Below are 16953 nucleotides of genomic sequence, written 5' to 3'. Positions count from 1 at the left end.
CTATCCTCAGACCGTGCCCGACGCGCTCCCTGCCCTCCTGGCCCGCGGCCCCTGGCCCGCCGGATCCGTGGAGGCGTCCTGGGACACGACCCCGTACGAGCCCACCGCCGAGCAGGTCGCGGCGGCCGACGCGGCGATCGCCGCGCTGCGCGAACGCGGCTCGCCCAGCCACGACGGCGTGGCCGCGCGCCTGGTCGACCATCGCGTGACCGACGACGGGCGCCTGGTGCTCGACCTGCAGCCGCTGCGCTGGGCGCTGCGTCTGGTGCCGGGCGACGGCGCCGGCTCACTGTCGGCCCTGTGCCTGACCCGCGACAGCGCCGGCCGCTGGCTGGCCGGGCGCCGCGCGCAGTGGCTGTCGACCTGGGCCGGGGTGTGGGCGCTGGGCGCCGGCGGCGCGGTCGACCTGGACGAGAACCCGTTCGACACGCTCACCCGCGAGCTGCACGAGGAGTGGAGCGTCACCGCCGAGTCGGTCACCGGCGAGCTGCTGATCGCCCTGCCCCAGCGCATGACGATGTTCGTGGGCATGGCCTGGCTGCCGGAGGGCGCCGAGGTCACCCCCGACGACGAGCACGACGCCTACGCCTGGTGGCCGCCGGACCCGGCGCAGTGGCCCGACGAAGCGCACCCGCAGCTGCGCATGATGGCGTCGATGTTCGCGTGAGCTCCGCCCGCTGGCTCACGTTCCAGCGTCTCAAGTGGTGCTCGTTTCTGCACTCGACGATCTACCTGTGCCTGCTCGTCTGCTGGATCGGGCACATCGAGGGACCGAAGGCGTTCTTCGGCTGGGCGCACGGCATCGGCTGGATCATCATGTGCGTCCTGGCCGTGCTCGCGCTGCACGCGCGGACCATCAACATGCGCATCGCCGTGGCGGTCGCGGTGATCGGCGCGATCGGCCCGTTCGTCGGTTCGTACGAGTTCGTGCGTGAAGAACGGCGTGCATCACGACGCGCTGAGGCTGCGGGACGCTACAGTCAGGCTTCGGATGGCAGTTGAGACCCGGGTGCAGGTGCTGATGCCCCAGATGGGGGAGTCAGTCACCGAGGGCGTCGTGCTTGAGTGGCACGTCAAGGAAGGCGACCATGTCGCCGCGGACGACGTACTCGTAGAGATCTCGACCGACAAGGTCGACGCCGAGGTTCCGTCCCCCGCCGCCGGCGTCGTCGTGGCCGTCGGCCCGGCCGAGGGCGACACCATCGCCGTCGGCTCGCTGCTGTGCGAGATCGAGTCCGGAGACGCCGACGGCGCCCCGTCCGTGGCCGACGACGAGCCCTCCGGCGAGGCCTCCGGGGCGATCATCGAGATCACGATGCCGGCCATGGGCGAGTCGGTCACCGAGGGCACCGTCCTGGAGTGGGCCAAGGCCGTCGGCGACGCCATCGAGCAGGACGAGACGCTGGTGGAGATCTCCACCGACAAGGTCGACGCCGAGGTGCCCTCGCCCGCCAGCGGCACGGTGGCCGAGATCCTCGTCGAGGCCGGCGACACCGTCACGGTCGGCCAGGTGCTCGCGCGCCTGCAGTCCGGCAACGGCGCCTCCGCCGCGAAGGCCGCGCCCACCAACGGCGCCGCCACCGCTGCCGCGCCCGCCGCCGCGCCCACGGCCCCAGCAAGCAACGGCGACGTCCCCGCCACGCCCGTGGCCCGCCGCGTCGCCGCCGCCACCGGCGTCGACATCGCGCGCGTCGCCGGCACCGGCCCCAACGGCCGGATCACCAAGGCCGACGTCCTCAACGGCGAGAGCGCGGCAGCCGTCGAGCCCAAGGGCGACCTGATCAAGGGCGCCAGCGCGATGCTCGCCCGCTACATGGACGAGTCGCGCCAGATCCCCACCGCGACCTCCTTCCGCACGATGACCGTCACGGTCATGGACGGGCGGCGCAAGCAGCTCAAGCAGGGCGGCCAGAAGGTCTCCTTCACCCACCTGATCGCCTACGCGATCGCCAAGGCCGGCACCGACGAGATGCCGGTCATGGCCCACCACTTCGAGGAGCAGGGCGGCAAGCCCTACCGCGTCGACGACGGCGGCGTGAACCTGGGCATCGCGGTCGACGTCGAGAAGAAGGACGGCTCGCGCACGCTGATGGTCCCGGTCATCAAGGACGCCGGGCGCCTGAGCTTCACCGGCTTCCTGGACGCGTTCAACGACCTGATCGCCCGCGCCCGCGAGAACAAGCTCACCGCCGACGACCTGGCCGGCGCCAACATCTCGCTGACCAACCCCGGCGGCATCGGCACCGTCGCCTCGGTCCCGCGCCTGATGGTCGGGCAGGGCACGATCGTGGCCACCGGCTCGATCGCCTACCCGGTCGGCCTGGGCGCCATCGGCGAGCTGATCGGCGCCGAGAAGGTCATGTCGATGACCTCGACCTACGACCACCGCGTCATCCAGGGCGCGGAGTCCGGGCGCTTCCTGCAGGTCGTCGAGTCCTACCTGCAGGGCGATCACGGCTTCTACGAGGCGGTCTTCGCCGACCTCGGCGTGCAGCTCGGGCCGACGCCCGCGCCGCCGGCTCCCGCGGCCGCCGCCGGTGTGGCCCGCGACGCCAGCAGCTCGCAGACGCCGGTCGCCGCGGGCGAGCCCGACGAGGCGCTGCTGCAGGCCGTGCAGGCGGCCACCGCGATCATCAAGGCCTACCGCACGCACGGTCACCTGGCCGCGCGCCTGGACCCGCTGGGCACCGAGCCCGAGGGCGACCCGTCGCTCGACGCCGGCCCGCTCGGGCTGACCGAGGAGCTGCAGCGCCGCATCCCGGCCAAGATCCTGCGCATCGGCGTCCCCGGCGCGACGCTGTACGATGCGCTGCCGCACCTGCGCGAGACCTACACGGGCACGATCGCCTACGAGATCGAGCACATCGCCAGCCACCGCCAGCGGACCTGGCTGCGCGAGAAGATCGAGACCGGCGCCTACCGCAACCCGTTGACGATCGAGGAGCAGAAGTGGCTCCTGGGCCGGCTGATCAAGGTCGACGCCTTCGAGCGCTTCATGCACAAGGCCTACCTGGGCCAGAAGCAGTTCTCGATCGAGGGCCTGGACATGACCGTGCCGATGCTCGACCAGCTGATCCAGCTGTCGGCGGCGCACGGCGGTCGCGAGGTCGTCGTCGGCATGGCCCACCGCGGCCGCCTGAACGTGCTGGCCCACAACCTGGGCCGCCCGTACGACTCGATCTTCGCCGAGTTCGAGGGCGCCTCGACCCTGGAGGCCGTCACCACGATCCCCCAGGGCGGCACCGGCGACGTCAAGTACCACCACGGGTCCCAAGGCTCCTACCAGCTGCCCAACGGCGAGTCGATCCTCGTCAACCTGGAGCACAACCCCTCGCACCTGGAGTTCGTCGATCCCGTCGTGGTCGGCGCCGCGCGCGCCGCGCAGACCTCGCGCCAGGGCCCGCACGCCCACCGTGACACCAACGCCGCGCTCGCGGTGATCCTCCACGGCGACGCCGCCTTCCCCGGCCAGGGCGTCGTGGCCGAGACGCTGAACCTGCAGGCGCTGGACGGCTACGCGGTCGGCGGCACGGTCCACCTGATCACCAACAACCAGGTCGGCTTCACCACGGATCCCGACGACGCGCGCTCGACGCGCTGGGCCTCCGACCTGGCCAAGGGCTTCGACGTCCCGATCATCCACGTCAACGCCGACGATCCGGCCGCCTGCATCAGCGCCGTGCGCCTCGCCTTCGGCTTCCGCCAGGAGTTCGGCCACGACGTCCTCATCGACGTCGTCGGCTACCGCCGCTTCGGTCACAACGAGGCCGACGAGCCGGCCTACACCCAGCCGGAGATGACGACGGCGATCAAGAAGCACCCGCGCGTCACCGAGATCTGGGCCGAGAAGCTGATCAGCGACGGCGTGTTCACCAGGGCCGACGTCGACGGCCAGGAGCAGGCCGTCTGGGACCACCTCGCCTCGCTGCACAAGGGCCTGAAGGACCGCATCGCCGCCGCCAACGAGGCCGGCCAGATCGAGCAGGCCACCGGCGAGTACCAGCTCGACCGCACGCCGTCGCCCGACGTCAAGACCGCGGTCAGCGCCGATCGCCTGCGCAGCCTCAACGACGAGCTGCTGACGATCCCCGACGGCTTCAGCGTCCATCCCAAGCTGCTCAAGCAGCTCGAGCGTCGCCGCGAGGCCGTCGGTCCCGACGGCGGCATCGACTGGGCCCAGGCCGAGTCGCTGGCCTACGCGTCGCTGCTGACCGAGGGCACGCCGATCCGCCTGACCGGCCAGGACGTCGAGCGCGGCACCTTCAGCCAGCGCCACCTGGTGTTGCACGACGTCAAGACCGGCCAGACGCTGTGCCCGATCCAGCAGCTGCCGGGCGCGCTGGCCCCCTTCGAGCTGCACAACTCGCCGCTGTCGGAGATCGCCTGCGTCGGCTTCGAGTACGGCTACAGCGCCGAGGCGCCCGAGACGCTCGTGCTCTGGGAGGCCCAGTTCGGCGACTTCGCCAACGGCGCCCAGGTCATCATCGACCAGTTCATCGTGTCGGGCCTGGCCAAGTGGGGCCAGACCACGCGCCTGACGCTGCTGCTGCCCCACGGCTACGAGGGCTCGGGTCCGGAGCACTCCTCCGCCCGTCTGGAGCGCTTCCTGCAGCTGGCCGCCGAGGGCAACATCCGCGTGGCCAACCTGACCACGCCGGCCCAGTACTTCCACCTGCTGCGCCGCCAGGCGCGCATCGCCAAGCAGCGCCCGCTGGTGATCATGACCCCGAAGTCGCTGCTGCGCCTGCCGCAGGCGACCAACCGGATCGAGCACCTGGCCGACACGCAGTTCTACCCCGTGCTGGGCGAGCCCCGGGTCGACGTCGACAAGGTCCGCCGCCTCGTGCTGTGCACCGGCAAGGTCTACTACGACCTCGTCGGCCACCCCGACCGCGCGAACAACGAGACCGTCGCGATCGGCCGCGTCGAGCTGCTCTACCCCTTCCCCGAAGGCCAGATCCTGGAGCTCATCCAGACCTACCCGAACCTCGAGGAGGTCGTGTGGGTCCAGGAGGAGCCGCGCAACATGGGCGCCCGCGCGTACATGTCCCCGCGCATCCTGCAGATCCTGCCCGAGGGCCTGCGCTTCGGCTACATCGGCCGGCCCGAGCGGGCCAGCCCGGGCGAGGGCTACCCCGTCGCCCACGTCGAAGAGCAGTCGCGCATCGTGCGCACCGCGCTCAACTGCGAGCTCCCCGTGTCGCAGTTCCCGCGCAAGCCTCCGGGCGAGCGCTGAGCTACCGGATCAGGTAGACCGAGCCGTCGCGCGCGGTCGGCACGACGCGGGCGCCGCCCGCCGCCAGGTCGTCCAGCAGCGGCGTGCTGTCGAACCGGTCCGACGTGCGCTCGCCGGCGACCAGCAGGTGCGGCGCGTCGAGCAGCCCCGTGGCCCGCACCGCGGCCTGGTCGGCGGCGGTGGTCTCGCTGAGCGACCACAGCGCGACGGTCACGCCCGCGTAGGGCGCGACCAGGGCGGCCGCGGCCACCGGCGCGATCGTCACGGTGCCCGGCTCGGGGGCGGCCGCGCCGTCGAACCCGATGCGCACGCGGTCCTCCCCCAGCACCGTGGCCAGGTAGGTCCAGGCCAGCGCGCCCACGATCGGCAGGTCGAGGATCACGTGGGCGGGCGGCTGCGGCGTGCGCTGCAGCAGCCGGGCCAGGCTGCCGAAACCCCCGCCGACCTCCACCACCGGCCCGCACTCGGCCAGCGGGCGCCCGGCCACCTGGGCGAAGCGCAGCAGGTGCGTCGCGTGGTGGACCAGCGTCGCCGACACCGGCGGGCGGGCCAGCACGAGGACGGGGTCCCCGGCGACGTCGTCGGCCAGCCCGTCGAGCAGGCCGGCGCGGGCCAGCGCGCGCCGCTCGCGCCACAGCAGCCGCGGGCCGCGCACGGCCATCGTCTGGCGGACGATCGGATGGCGCAGGAAGTCGGCGGGCGGCACGGGCAGCAGGTCGCGCTCCAGCGCCGCGACGTAGTCGCGCCACGGCCCGGCGACCGGCTCGCCGCCGCCCAGCGCCTCGTGCACCGCCGCCGTGCGCGCGGCCAGCTGCGCCCAGCGCGCGCGCTGCCCGTCCGGATCCGGCAGGCGGGCCGGCGCCCCGGCCAGGCGGGCGCGGGCGTGCAGGGCCGCGTCGAGCGCCACGCGCACGGGCGCGGGTGCGTTCAGCGCGAGCGTGCGGTCAGCTCCTGGACCTTCGACCGCGCGATGGCCAGCGCGAAGGAGACCTTCTCGGCGTCGAGGTCGCGGGCCGCGCGGGCGGCCCAGCCGGTGCGTTCGCGCCAGCGCTCGGCCTGGACCTGCGCGCGCTCGTGACCGGACAGCGCCCGGAAGTGGCGATCGCGGCGGGCCGGGTACTCGGCGGCGAACGCATCGACCTCGGCGGGCGAGGGCCGCCAGTCGGCCGGCGGCGGGTCGCCGGCCAGCAGCGCGCCGTACAGCCGCGTGAGCTGATCGGTGAGCATCCCCACCTCCTGCAGGCGCTCGACCTTGGCCGCCGCCGCCGCGCCCATCGCCGCGCAGGCGGCGGGATCGGCCCACAGGCGGGCCACCGCCTCGGCCACCTCGACGGGATGGTTGGCCACCAGGCCGGTGACGCCGTGGTCGATCTGCTCGACCTGGCCGTTGTCGACCCAGGGCGTCGAGCAGGTCACGACCGTGCGCCCGACCGCCATCGCCTCGGAGATCGCCACGGAGAACGACTCGCCGATCTCCGCCGCCATCAGCACCGCGTCACAGGCGGCGTAGAGCGCGATCAGCCGCGCCTCCTCGGCCGTCGGGTCCACGAGCGTGACCCGGTCGAGGATGCCGTGGCGGCGCAGGCGCGCGCGCACGGCATCGGTGGCGCCGACGAGCAGGACCTGCGTCTCGGGCGCCCGCTCCAGCAGGTGCGGGAGCGCGTCGACGATCATCCGCCGCCACTTGCGGTCGTCCGCGCGCCCCACCCGGCCGACGACGGGCCGGTCGGGATCGAGGCCGAGCTGCGCCTTGGCCGCGGCCAGGCCGGGATCGAGCGCGCGCAGCCGCGCGACGTCCACCGGCCAGTGCGACACCCGGTGGCGGTCGTGGAACGACGGTCCGGCCAACCCCAGCCGGGCCCGATAGCGCTCGGCGCACATGCGCCCCACGAACAGGTGGCAGGCGAAGCGCGGCTCGTCGCCGGAGGCGTCGATCGCGCCGAAGACGTTCGTCTCGACCAGCACCGGGACGCCCGCGTCGCGGACCGCGGCGGGCAGCAGCGGGTCGGCCAGGCCGGCCCGGAACACGTGCACGACGTCGACGCCGTCCAGCAGCTGGGCCAGCCGCGCGCGGTCCCCTCCGGCGCAGCTGACCGGCACGCCGGCGCGCTCCAGGTCGACCGCCCGCGGGCCCAGCTCGTGGTGGGCCACCACGCGCACGTCGACGCGCTCGGGGTCGAAGCGGACGGCGTGCTCGACGAGGCCCTTCTCGGTTCCCCCCAGCCCGAGCCCGCCGGTCGTGAGCGCCACCCGCAGCGGGCGACCGGTGGTAGACGAGGGCATCGCGGGCACCGTACTCGATGGCCAATCCGCGCCGTCGCCCCGCCGAATAGAGTGCTGGTCTCTGCTGCCAAGGATGAGACAGCGACGTCGCGCATCGTCGGAGGATGGACTGCGCGACCAGGTCGAGCGGTTGCTGCCCGACGAGGCACCGACCGGACCTGCGGCCACCTACGAACCAGTCCCTCCGAGCCTCGACGGGGTATGGCGTTCTGGTGCCATCGTGACGGCGCTGGCGATGGTGGCCAACGGCCTCAACGTGCTCTTCCACGTGCTCATCGCGCGCCTGCTGTCGCCCGACAACTACTCGCTGCTGACCGTCATCTTCGCCGTGCTGCTGATCGGCTCGGTGCCCACCCTGGGGCTGCAGGCGACGGTCACCCGCGAGGTGGCCACGATGCTGGCCGCCGGCCAGCGCGCGGGCGCCGCGCTGATCGTGCGCTCCTACCTGCGCACGGCCATCCGCGTCGGCGTCGTGCTGCTGGCCATCGGCCTGATCATCGCCATCCCGCTCGTCTCGATCCTCAACATCGAGCAGCGCTGGGCGATCCTGGCCACCTTCGTGGCGATCATCGTCGCGCTGCCGCTGCCCGTGGTGTGGGGCGCGCTGCAGGCCGACCACCGCTTCACCGCGCTGAGCCTCAACCAGACCGGCTTCACCTTCAGCAAGCTGATCGGCGGCCTGGGCCTGGCCGCGCTCGGGTTCGGTCCGGCGGCGGTCGTGTTCGCGATCGCCGCCACCACCCTGGCCACGCTGGCCATCGGGTGGTGGCGCCTGGGCGACCTGCGCCACCTCGGGACGCAGGGCGAGCTGGCCCCGCGCAGCCTGATCGGCCGCTACGCCGCGGCGGCCGCCGCCGGCCTGGTCCTGCACAACGTGCTCGTCTCCAGCGACCTGCTGTGGTCGCGCATCGGCCTCGACGGCGGCGAGGCCGGCAACTACGCCGCCGCGTCGGTGGCCACCAGCGCGCTGCTGCTCGTCCCCGTCGGCGTGACCACCGTGCTGTTCCCGCACCTGGTCCGCCACGGCCGGGGCGACGAGGAGCGCCGGATGCTCCAGGTCGCGCTGCTGCTCGTCGCCGCGCTCAGCGCGATCGGCGTCGGCATCTTCTACGCGATCCCCACGCCGCTCGTGCGCATCGCCTTCGGCTCGGACTACCTCGGCGCGGCGGACCTGCTGGGGCCGCTGGGCATCGCGATCGCCGGCTACGCGCTGGCCATCACGTTCCTCAACCACTTCCTGGCCCTCGGCGTGACGCGCTACGTGATCGTGCTGGGCGTGGCCGCGGCGCTCCAGCAGGTGCTGTTCGCCGTGCACCACGGCAGCGCGCACCAGCTGATCGCCGTGCAGATCGCGGTGTCGGCCGGCGTGCTGGTGGCCAGCATCGCCTACGCGGTGGTGTCGGACACGCGCACGCGCCGGGCCAGCGTCGCGCGCGCGTAGGCGGCGACGGTCAGCAGCGAGAGCAGCGGGTACAGCGCCCACGCGCGATCGGGATGCGCGCGGTAGCCCCGCAGCGCCAGCCACGCCGGTCCGACGAGCGTGCCCGACCACAGGGCCTGGGCGATCAGCCGGACCGCGGGCGGCCGGTAGCCGCGGCGCTGCACCGGGACGCCGGTGGCGGTCCGGGCCGCGCGGCGCTGGGCCTTGCGCCAGTAGTCGCGCAGCGTCGGCGCGTAGTGATGGACGACCCCGAGATCGACCCGGGCGAAGCGCCAGCCCGCCTGGGCCAGGTCGCCGACCACGTCGGAGTGCACGAAGTCGGGGCGAAAGCCGGTGGCCAGCAGCGCCTCGCGGGCGACGAGGTAGCCGTTGGAGCCCATCGGCGGCGGCCGGTCGGGGTCCAGCTCGACGACGGTCACGCCGGGCGCGGGGGTCGCCGTCGACCGGATCGGCATGCCCGTCCAGCGGCCCAGGTGCCAGGCCCACCGGTCGGCCCACCCCAGCTCGATGGCCAGCGGATCGGTGCCCCCGATGAGCGCGCACAGGCGCGTGACCGGCGGGTCCTCGGGCCGCCACTGGTGGTGCAGGCAGTCCGCACTGACGACGCCGCCCTCGACGTCCACCGCGGCCACCAGGCGCGAGAGCCAGTCGGTCACCGGCAGCTCGTTGTCGGCGTCCAGCAGCAGGATCAGCTCGCCGGTCGCCGCCTCGACCCCGAGCACGCGCGCGGCCTCCTCGTGGCGGTCGGGGTTGTCGAGCACGATCGCGCCCGCCTCCCGGCCCAGCTCGCGCGACCGGTCGCCGGAGCCGCCGTCGATGATCAGCAGCTCGACCGCGCCCGGGTAGTCCTGGGCGGCCAGCGAGCGCAACGCCCCGGCCAGCGGCACGGCGGAGTTGAACGTCGGCAGCACGACCGAGACGGTCGGGTGCGCGCTCAGCGCCGGCGCTCCTCGGGCAGCGCCCGGCCCGCGAAGGAGATCGCGAAGCCGACGCCGTAGGTCAGGTGCGTGGCGGCGATGCCCGCGCTCACGCGCCACCAGCGCGCGGGCCGGGGGTCGCGGCCGGCGACCACGCAGGCCAGCACCCAGGTGCCCGCGCCCGCCGCCCACACGGGCCGCAACGGCCGGGGCAGCAGCGGGCGCGACAGCAGCCCGAGCACGAGCAGGGTGGGCGCGAAGTACGACGGCTGCAGCGAGTTGATGCCCCCGCTGCGGGCGAACGCGCCCCGCCGGCGCGACCACCGGTACAGCTGGCGCAGGTGGCCCCGCCACAGCGGCCGGCGCGAGTGCAGCACGACCAGATCCGGGACGTAGCGGATGCGCAGCCCGTCCTGCACGATCCGCTCGCAGACGATCGTGTCCTCGCCGAAGTCCCACGGGGTGTCCCAGCGCAGGCGCAGCGCGTCGGCGCGGCGCATGACCATGTTCACCGACGGCGCGTCGACCACGTCGCGGGCGGCGACCTGCGCGTAGCGCCAGTAGTGCGGGCCGGTGACCAGCGGCGAGGCGAACACGCGGAAGGACAGCTGGCCCAGCTCGGGCTCGTCGGGCGGCGTCAGGGACGGGCCCGCGACCGCACCGATGGCCGGCTCGGCGGCCAGCAGCGCGAGCGCCGCATCGGGCCAGTCGCCCATCGGCATCGCGTCGTCGTCGATCATGGCCACGTAGGGCGCGGTGGCCGCCTCCAGCCCGAGCTGGCGCTTGACCGAGGTGTTGGCCGAGCCGGACGGCACGCAGCGCACGCGCGGGTCCAGCCCGTCCGGCGCCACGTCGGGCACCAGGATCACCTCGACGCCGGGGCGCTCCAGGAGCGCCGCCATGCAGCGGCGCGCGTAGTCGCCCAGCTCGATCACCGGGATGATCGCGCTGACCCGCGGCGTGGCGGCCGGGAGCGTCACGGGCCCTCGGGCGAGGCGATGATCGCCGCGGCCGCGTCGTCGGTGGTGGGATCGTCGAACGGGCTCGTCACAGGGTCTCGGCCCAACAGGGTGGCCGCCGTCGCCGCCTGCACCGACTCGTCGGCCAGCATCCCGGTCAGCCCGGCGATGTAGATCGGCGCGGCATCCAGGCGGATGATGACGCCTCCGTAGGCCTGGACCATCGCGTCCTCGACGCGCAGGACGAGCCGCAGGAACGACGCCTGGTCGCCCACGCCGAAGGTGTAGTCGCGGGGCCGGTTGGGCACGACGTCGCGCTCGCGGTTGATCTGCTCCAGCAGCGCGAGGTGGCTGCGCTCCTGCTGCAGCGCGTTGACGGCGAACCGCCGGGCCGCGACGTCCAGGTCCAGCGTCAGCCCGTGCTCGTAGAGCTGCATCTGCAGCTGCTCGGCGTCGTACAGGAAGCGCAGCGCCTCGCGGTCGTCGGGCGTGGCCGGCTCGTTCTCGTTGATCTGGCCCAGCGCCGCGTCGGGCGCGACGAGCAGGGCCGCGGCCAGCGGCAGGCCCAGGGCGAGCAGCTCCCGACGGCGCATCACGCTCACGCGCCCTGCAGGTAGGAGCGCACCGGGGCCAGCGCGTCGCGCGGGGCCAGCGCCCGGGGCGGTTCGAGCGGCAGCTCGCTCCCGCGCACGCTGGCCGCGGCGGTGCGCTGGCGCAGCTCGACGGCCAGCAGCGAGGCGGCCGCCGCGCGCAGCTCGGTCGACGTGGCGTGGGCCAGCGCGTAGCGCCAGGCCGCGGCGGCGCCGTCCTCGACGCTCTGCAGGAAGGCCAGCCCCTTGGCACCGGTCAGCGGCAGCGGCTCGACCTCGACCTGTGGCGTGCGGCCGCCCAGCGCGCCGATCAGGTCGCCGACGGCGGACACGTGCGCCCGCTCGACCTCGACGCCCTGGCGCGCCCACGCGGCGGTCTGGCCATCCAACCCGCCCGCGGCCAGCAACTGCTGGTAGGCGGCCAGCTGGACCTGCTCGTGCGTGACCAAGGCGCGCAGCATGGCCAGCTCGCCGGTGGCGCCCGAGCGCGCGACGGTGGCGCCCGGCGTGCTCGAGCCGCCGCAGCCGGCGGCCGTGACGGCCAGCGCGCCGCCCGCCACGAGCAGCGCGCGACGCGAGACGGGCTCGCTCACAGCCGCGGCTCGTGGTCGCCGACGGCGCGCTTGACGACGTCGGAGAAGCGGGTCTTGGCCGTCGGCCGCTTGGGAGCCAGGCGCAGGAGGATGTAGTGCGGGTTGGCGTGCTCGACCGACACACCCGGCAGCGAGGCGACCTCCATGCCGGGGTAGCGCTTGACCACCTCGTCGATCGCCTCGAACGGCGGCCGCGGATAGCGGGCGATGAGCAGGTAGCGGACCCGGCCCCAGGGGCGCTGCAGCACCCGCTTCCAGTACCCGTCGCCCTTGTCGATGCGGTCCAGGAAGGCATCGGGCCGGCCCGACGCGAGCATCACGCCGAAGGTCTGCGCGTCGTCGGTGAGGATCGCCCGGGTGGTCAGCGGCACGTGCGCCTTGAGGTAGTCGGCCATCTCCTTGTCGTCGGAGTTGCCGACCGTGTACTGGCCGCCGGTGTCGCTGCCGGCCTGGTCGTCGCCCGTCTCGATCGCCCGCACGAAGACCTTCTCCTGGTACTGGAACGGGAAGGTCTTCATCGTGTGCCAGGTGACGGGGATCGAGATGGCCAGCACGGCCGTCAGCAGCGCCCACATGGGGATCTGCCAGCGCCCGCGCATCGACCACACGAGCCAGCCGGCGCCGATCAACACGATCGGCAGGACGCGCATGTTGTAGCGCAGCTGCAGCAGGCCCACGTCGCCGCTGCGGAAGATCAGCGCGGTCGTGGTGGCCACGTTGACCAGGCACAGCGCGCCCAGCACCCAGGCCATCGCGTCGCGCCGGCGCCAGCCCGACCAGCCGACCACGGCCAGGCCGATGACCACGACGATCCACAGCGGGAACAGCCGCACGTTGAGCTCGACCACGCGCTGGACGATCTCCAGCAGGCCGGGTTGGGTCGACACGTAGTCCTGCACCGGGCTGTTGGCCGTCGCGGTGTTGGTCGCCGCGTCGGCCACCGCACCCGCCGACGCGCCCGTGCCGCTGTCGCCGCCGCCGCTGAGCTGCTGGGTGAGCCAGTAGAAGGCGTCGCCCAGGATCAGCCAGTTGAAGAAGATCCACAGCGCCGTGCCGTAGACCAGCGGCGCGACGAACACGACCGTCGAGGCCTCCACCTCGCGCGGCGATCGGCGCGCGCGCATGAGCAGGATCGGCACGCACAGCGCCAGCACCGCGCCGAAGGCGAACAGCTCATAGCGACACAGGAAGGCCAGCGCGATGAACACGCCGGCCAGCGCCAGGTGCTGGGACGTGCGCTCCAGGTGCCAGCGCAGCAGGAACGACACCGCGATCGTCAGCAGGCACAGGAACGGCGCCTCGCTCATCCCGTTGATCGCGTAGTAGACGATCATCGGGTTGAGGCCGAACAGCGCGACCATCGTCAGGCGCATCCACCAGCGCAGCCCCAGCCGGCCGAGGGTGCGCGCCAGCACCGCGAGCATCACCGCGGCGAAGAAGCCCGACGTGGCCGGCAGCGCCATCAGCGACGTGGCCAGCGGCTTGATCAGCGTGAAGGGCAGGAAGACGAGCGTCGAGATCGGCGCCCACACGAACCCGATCGACGCGAGCTTCGGCGGGTCGTTCCACCACACGAAGTAGCCGTGGGCCAGGCGCGCCGTCGCGTCGAAGACGACGACGTGCTGGTCGACCACGAGCTGGTGGCCGACGAGCAGGTAGAACGCGTACCCGATCGCGAAGACGCCGAGGGCCTCGATCGCCGACGCCCGCACGCGGGGAACGACCCGACGCCGCACGCGGCCGCGCGCGATGCGCGGCCCGATCAGGGCGGAGTCGGTGGCCACGGCTCAGCGCCCGGAGGTCTCGTGCATCGTCGCCAGGCCGTGCTCGGTCTTCTCCCAGTAGTGCGGCTTGGTGATGAGCTGGATCGCACCCTTCCAGGCGGCGAACGACATCAGCGCCCAGTACAGGGGCGAGAACAGGGCGTAGATGGCCAGGTCGTGGTAGCCGCGGCGCATGGCGCCGACGGCGTTCAGGTACGTGAACGTGATGTTCCCGACGAATAGCCCGATCGCGGCCATGTAGTAGACGATGCCGGGGAACAGCTGCTGGATGACGCCGGCCTGCGTGAGCAGCCACATGCTCGTCAGCAGCCAGTAGATCGGGTTCAGCAGGAAGCCGAAGAACGTGCCGCCGACGGTCATCTGGAAGCTCAGGAAGCTGCGCGGGCCCAGCGCGCGCAGCAGCCGCACCGGGTGGCGCATGTGCACCAGCCAGGTCTGCATGTAGCCCTTGACCCAGCGCGAGCGCTGGCGGATCCAGTTGGGCAGGTCCGGGTTGGCCTCTTCGTAGGTCGTGGAGTCGACCACGCCGGTGCGCCAGCCCGCCTTGTTCAGGCGGATGCCCAGGTCGGCGTCCTCGGCCACGTTGTGCGGGTCCCAGGCGCCCAGGCGCACGAGCTCGCTGGTGATGAAGTGGTTGCTCGTGCCGCCCAGGGGGATCGGCACGTCGTGGTTGTCCAGCCCCGGCAGGAAGATGTCGAACCACTGCGAGTACTCGGTGGTGAACCAGCGCGTCAGCAGGTTCTGCGTGCGGTTGTAGTAGTTGAGCTTGCACTGCACGCAGACCATCGCCGGGTCGCCCTTGCCGAAGGCCACGACGACGCGCTTGAGCTGGTCGGGATCGGGCTCGTCCTCGGCGTCGTAGATCACCGTGATGTCGCCGCGCGCGAACAGCAGCCCGTAGTTGCAGGCCTTGGGCTTCGTCTTGGGCTGCGCGTCGGGGACGATCACGATGCGGAAGTGCGGCGGCAGGCGCAGGTCCCGGATCGCGTCGAGCGTCTCGTCGTCGTCGGCCTCGAGCAGGAGCTTGACGTCGAGCTTGTGGCGCGGGTAGTCCAGCTGGGCGATGCTGCCCACGAGCTTGCGCACGACCGCCGCCTCGCGGTACATCGGCATGAGGATCGTGAACACCGGCAGGTCGCGGTCGTCCAGCGCCGCGACCTCCGCGTCGGAGACCGGCGTGACCATGTCGGTGCGCAGGCTGTCGCGGGCCAGGATCAGCTTGTAGATCGAGGAGCCCAGGTAGAAGAACCCGGTGACGACGTTGAAGGCGACGATCGTGGCCACCGGCGACAGCACCAGCCCGACGGCCAGGATCACCGCGGCGATCGCGGCGACCGTGATCTGCCCGCGGGTGAACGTCGTGGAGGCCGAGTCGACCTTGCGCTGCTCGGCCAGACGGGAGCTGGCGATGCGCACGCTGTCGCTGCCGTGGACGGCCTGCAGCGCGATGTCCAGCGCGCTGTCGCCGGCCACCTGCAGGCGCACCGGCCCGAGGTGCTCCTCCAGCGTGGCCCGCATCCGGTCGTCGAGCGGATCGACGACCGCCACGTCGACGATGCCGTCGGCGTCGCGCCAGGGCAGCGCCAGGTGGCGCAGCGCCAGGTTGGCGGGCAGTCGCAGGGCGACCTCGGCGTCGACGTCGAGGGCCAGCGCGTCGACGTAGCCCAGGTCGCAGCGCTCGGCCAGGACGCGCGCGAGGTCCTCCTCGGTCAGGCGACCGTTGTGGCAGAGGATCTCGCCGATGCGGCCGCCCTCGAAGCGCTGGATGGCCAGCGCGTCCTCGATGTCGCGCTCGTCCAGCAGGCCGGCGGCGACGAGCGTCTCGCCCAGGCGGACGGTGGGCCGCGGGACGGCAGCGGGACGGCGGGCGCGGCGCGGGCGGACGCGGGGCCGCGCGGGCGCCTCGGCCTCGGCCTCTACCTGGACCTCGACCTCGGTGGCGGCCGCCGCCGCGGTCGCGGCCGCCGGCACGTACACCACGCCACGGGGCGGCGCCGCCTGGCCGTGACGCGGCGGGAACACGACGATGTTGGCCAGGCGCTCGGGCAGCGGCAGCACGGGCGCGTCGACGTCGGTGTGGATCGGGATGCGCGGCGCGCGCGGGATGCGCACGTGACGGTCGGCCCAGCGCGCGGGCGGCGGCTCGGCCTCCAACACGGGCTCCGGCTCGACCTCGGGCAGGCGCTGCGGGGCGCGGGCCGCGGGGGCCAGCACCTTCCCGCGCGGGTCGACGGCCCCCTGATGCAGGCGCACGAACTCGGCCAGGCGCTCGGGGACGTCGACGGCGTCGGTGCTCATCGGCGGGCCTCCAGCTCGGCGCCCGACTCGACCTCGCGGGCCGGGGTGATCTCGGTCCAGCGCGCGACCGGCCGGTCGTACCAGCGGCGGATGTAGGCGCGGTACCAGATGGCGGCGGTGTCCTGGGCCACGTTGCGCACGTCGCTGCCGCCGATCCGCGGGAAGGCGCGCTCGCGCGTGACGACCACCGGGACCTCGACGATGCGGGCGCCGTGTCGATGTGCGGTGACCAGCAGCTCCAGATCGGTGGCGAAGCGCTTGCAGAGGATGCGCGGCGCGGCGTCGGCCAGCACCTGGCGGCGGTAGAGCTTCAGGCCGGTCTGCGTGTCGCGCACGGGCAGGCGGAACAGCGCGCGCACCAGCGCGTAGTAGCCCCACGACAGCGTGCGCCGTCCGCCGGGGACGTCGACCTTGGCGTCGGGATGCAGCTTGGAGCCGATCACGATGTCGGCGCCCTGGTCGCGCATGGCGTCGTGCAGGAGCGCGAACTGCCGCGGATGGATCTCCAGGTCGGCGTCGACGAACAGCACGAGGTCGTTGCGCGCGCGCAGCGCGCCCTGCATGAGCGCCTCGCCCTTGCCGCTGTTGCGATCGGCGGCGACGACGCGCACCTCGGGCGTGTCGGCCGCGAACCGCAACGCGGCGGACACCGTCTCGTCGCCCGAGCCGTCGTCGACGAGCAGGACCTCGAACGCGCTGCCGAAGCCCCGGAAGGCCTCGACGGTCTCCTGCAGGCAGCGAACAACCCCTTCGGCCTCGTTGAAGGCGGGGATGACGACGCTGACCGATTCCGACCAGCGGCCGTCAGCATCCGTGCGTGTGTTGTTCGGCATTCCGTTGCGTTCTGCTTGG

Annotated in this window: 13 protein-coding genes; 4 read left to right on the top strand and 9 right to left on the bottom strand. The window is 73.2% G+C overall.

Going from position 1 to position 16953, the window contains the following annotated elements; translation table 11 throughout:
- Positions 1-13: 13 nt before the first annotated feature.
- The 3 genes from ACZ5UI_RS22975 to ACZ5UI_RS22965 are packed head-to-tail and all read left to right on the top strand — an operon-like array spanning position 14 to position 5236.
- Positions 14-667 carry an NUDIX hydrolase gene (locus ACZ5UI_RS22975; RefSeq protein ID WP_464191439.1) on the top strand — a complete coding sequence of 218 codons (654 nt, stop codon included), beginning with the start codon at positions 14-16 and terminating at the stop codon, positions 665-667.
- Complete coding sequence (locus ACZ5UI_RS22970; RefSeq protein ID WP_464191437.1) at positions 664-1002, top strand: hypothetical protein; 339 nt, start codon at positions 664-666, stop codon at positions 1000-1002. Before ACZ5UI_RS22975 ends, ACZ5UI_RS22970 begins: the two co-directional genes overlap by 4 nt.
- Positions 992-5236 carry a multifunctional oxoglutarate decarboxylase/oxoglutarate dehydrogenase thiamine pyrophosphate-binding subunit/dihydrolipoyllysine-residue succinyltransferase subunit gene (locus tag ACZ5UI_RS22965; protein ID WP_464191435.1) on the top strand — a complete coding sequence of 1415 codons (4245 nt, stop codon included), beginning with the start codon at positions 992-994 and terminating at the stop codon, positions 5234-5236. Before ACZ5UI_RS22970 ends, ACZ5UI_RS22965 begins: the two co-directional genes overlap by 11 nt.
- Before the next feature lies 1 nt (position 5237).
- Here the strand turns inward: ACZ5UI_RS22965 and ACZ5UI_RS22960 are convergent, their stop codons facing one another.
- Together ACZ5UI_RS22960 and ACZ5UI_RS22955 are read right to left on the bottom strand one after the other, a co-directional pair.
- Positions 5238-6149 (bottom strand): class I SAM-dependent methyltransferase, encoded by a 912-nt coding sequence (locus ACZ5UI_RS22960; protein WP_464191433.1) that lies wholly within the window; start codon positions 6147-6149, stop codon positions 5238-5240.
- Between the two features lie 14 nt (positions 6150-6163).
- Entirely contained in the window at positions 6164-7519 is a 1356-nt protein-coding gene (locus ACZ5UI_RS22955; protein WP_464191431.1) for a glycosyltransferase family 4 protein, read from the bottom strand.
- Positions 7520-7739: 220 nt separating this feature from the next.
- Between ACZ5UI_RS22955 and ACZ5UI_RS22950 the strand changes: the two genes are divergently transcribed.
- A complete protein-coding gene (locus ACZ5UI_RS22950) occupies positions 7740-8960 on the top strand; it encodes an MATE family efflux transporter (protein ID WP_464191429.1) in 1221 nt (406 codons plus the stop codon).
- Here the strand turns inward: ACZ5UI_RS22950 and ACZ5UI_RS22945 are convergent.
- From ACZ5UI_RS22945 to ACZ5UI_RS22915, 7 genes are read right to left on the bottom strand one after another with little or no spacing between them, the layout of a single operon-like run.
- The gene (locus ACZ5UI_RS22945) at positions 8906-9871 is read right to left on the bottom strand and encodes a glycosyltransferase family 2 protein (protein ID WP_464191427.1); all 966 of its coding nucleotides are present in this window, start codon (positions 9869-9871) and stop codon (positions 8906-8908) included. The two genes, ACZ5UI_RS22950 and ACZ5UI_RS22945, sit on opposite strands and share 55 nt — an antisense overlap.
- A 23-nt stretch (positions 9872-9894) precedes the next feature.
- On the bottom strand, positions 9895-10857 hold the full coding sequence (locus tag ACZ5UI_RS22940; RefSeq protein WP_464191425.1) for a glycosyltransferase family 2 protein: 963 nt from the start codon (positions 10855-10857) through the stop codon (positions 9895-9897).
- Entirely contained in the window at positions 10854-11429 is a 576-nt protein-coding gene (locus ACZ5UI_RS22935; protein WP_464197862.1) for a ferritin-like domain-containing protein, read from the bottom strand. Before ACZ5UI_RS22935 ends, ACZ5UI_RS22940 begins: the two co-directional genes overlap by 4 nt.
- Positions 11430-11434: 5 nt before the next feature.
- Positions 11435-12019: a ferritin-like domain-containing protein gene (locus tag ACZ5UI_RS22930; protein WP_464191423.1), complete on the bottom strand. Its 585-nt coding sequence runs from the start codon at positions 12017-12019 to the stop codon at positions 11435-11437.
- A complete protein-coding gene (locus ACZ5UI_RS22925; protein ID WP_464191421.1) occupies positions 12016-13803 on the bottom strand; it encodes an ArnT family glycosyltransferase in 1788 nt (595 codons plus the stop codon). Before ACZ5UI_RS22925 ends, ACZ5UI_RS22930 begins: the two co-directional genes overlap by 4 nt.
- 3 nt (positions 13804-13806) lie before the next feature.
- Positions 13807-16101 carry a glycosyltransferase family 2 protein gene (locus tag ACZ5UI_RS22920; protein ID WP_464191419.1) on the bottom strand — a complete coding sequence of 765 codons (2295 nt, stop codon included), beginning with the start codon at positions 16099-16101 and terminating at the stop codon, positions 13807-13809.
- Positions 16098-16934, bottom strand: coding sequence for a glycosyltransferase family 2 protein (locus tag ACZ5UI_RS22915; RefSeq protein WP_464191417.1), 837 nt, complete (start codon positions 16932-16934; stop codon positions 16098-16100). Before ACZ5UI_RS22915 ends, ACZ5UI_RS22920 begins: the two co-directional genes overlap by 4 nt.
- Positions 16935-16953 lie beyond the last annotated feature (19 nt).

It is taken from the genome of Conexibacter sp. JCM 18997 (assembly GCF_055391915.1).
The sequence above is the reverse complement of the archived record's forward strand: the minus strand, read 5'-3'. Positions and strand labels throughout refer to the sequence as shown.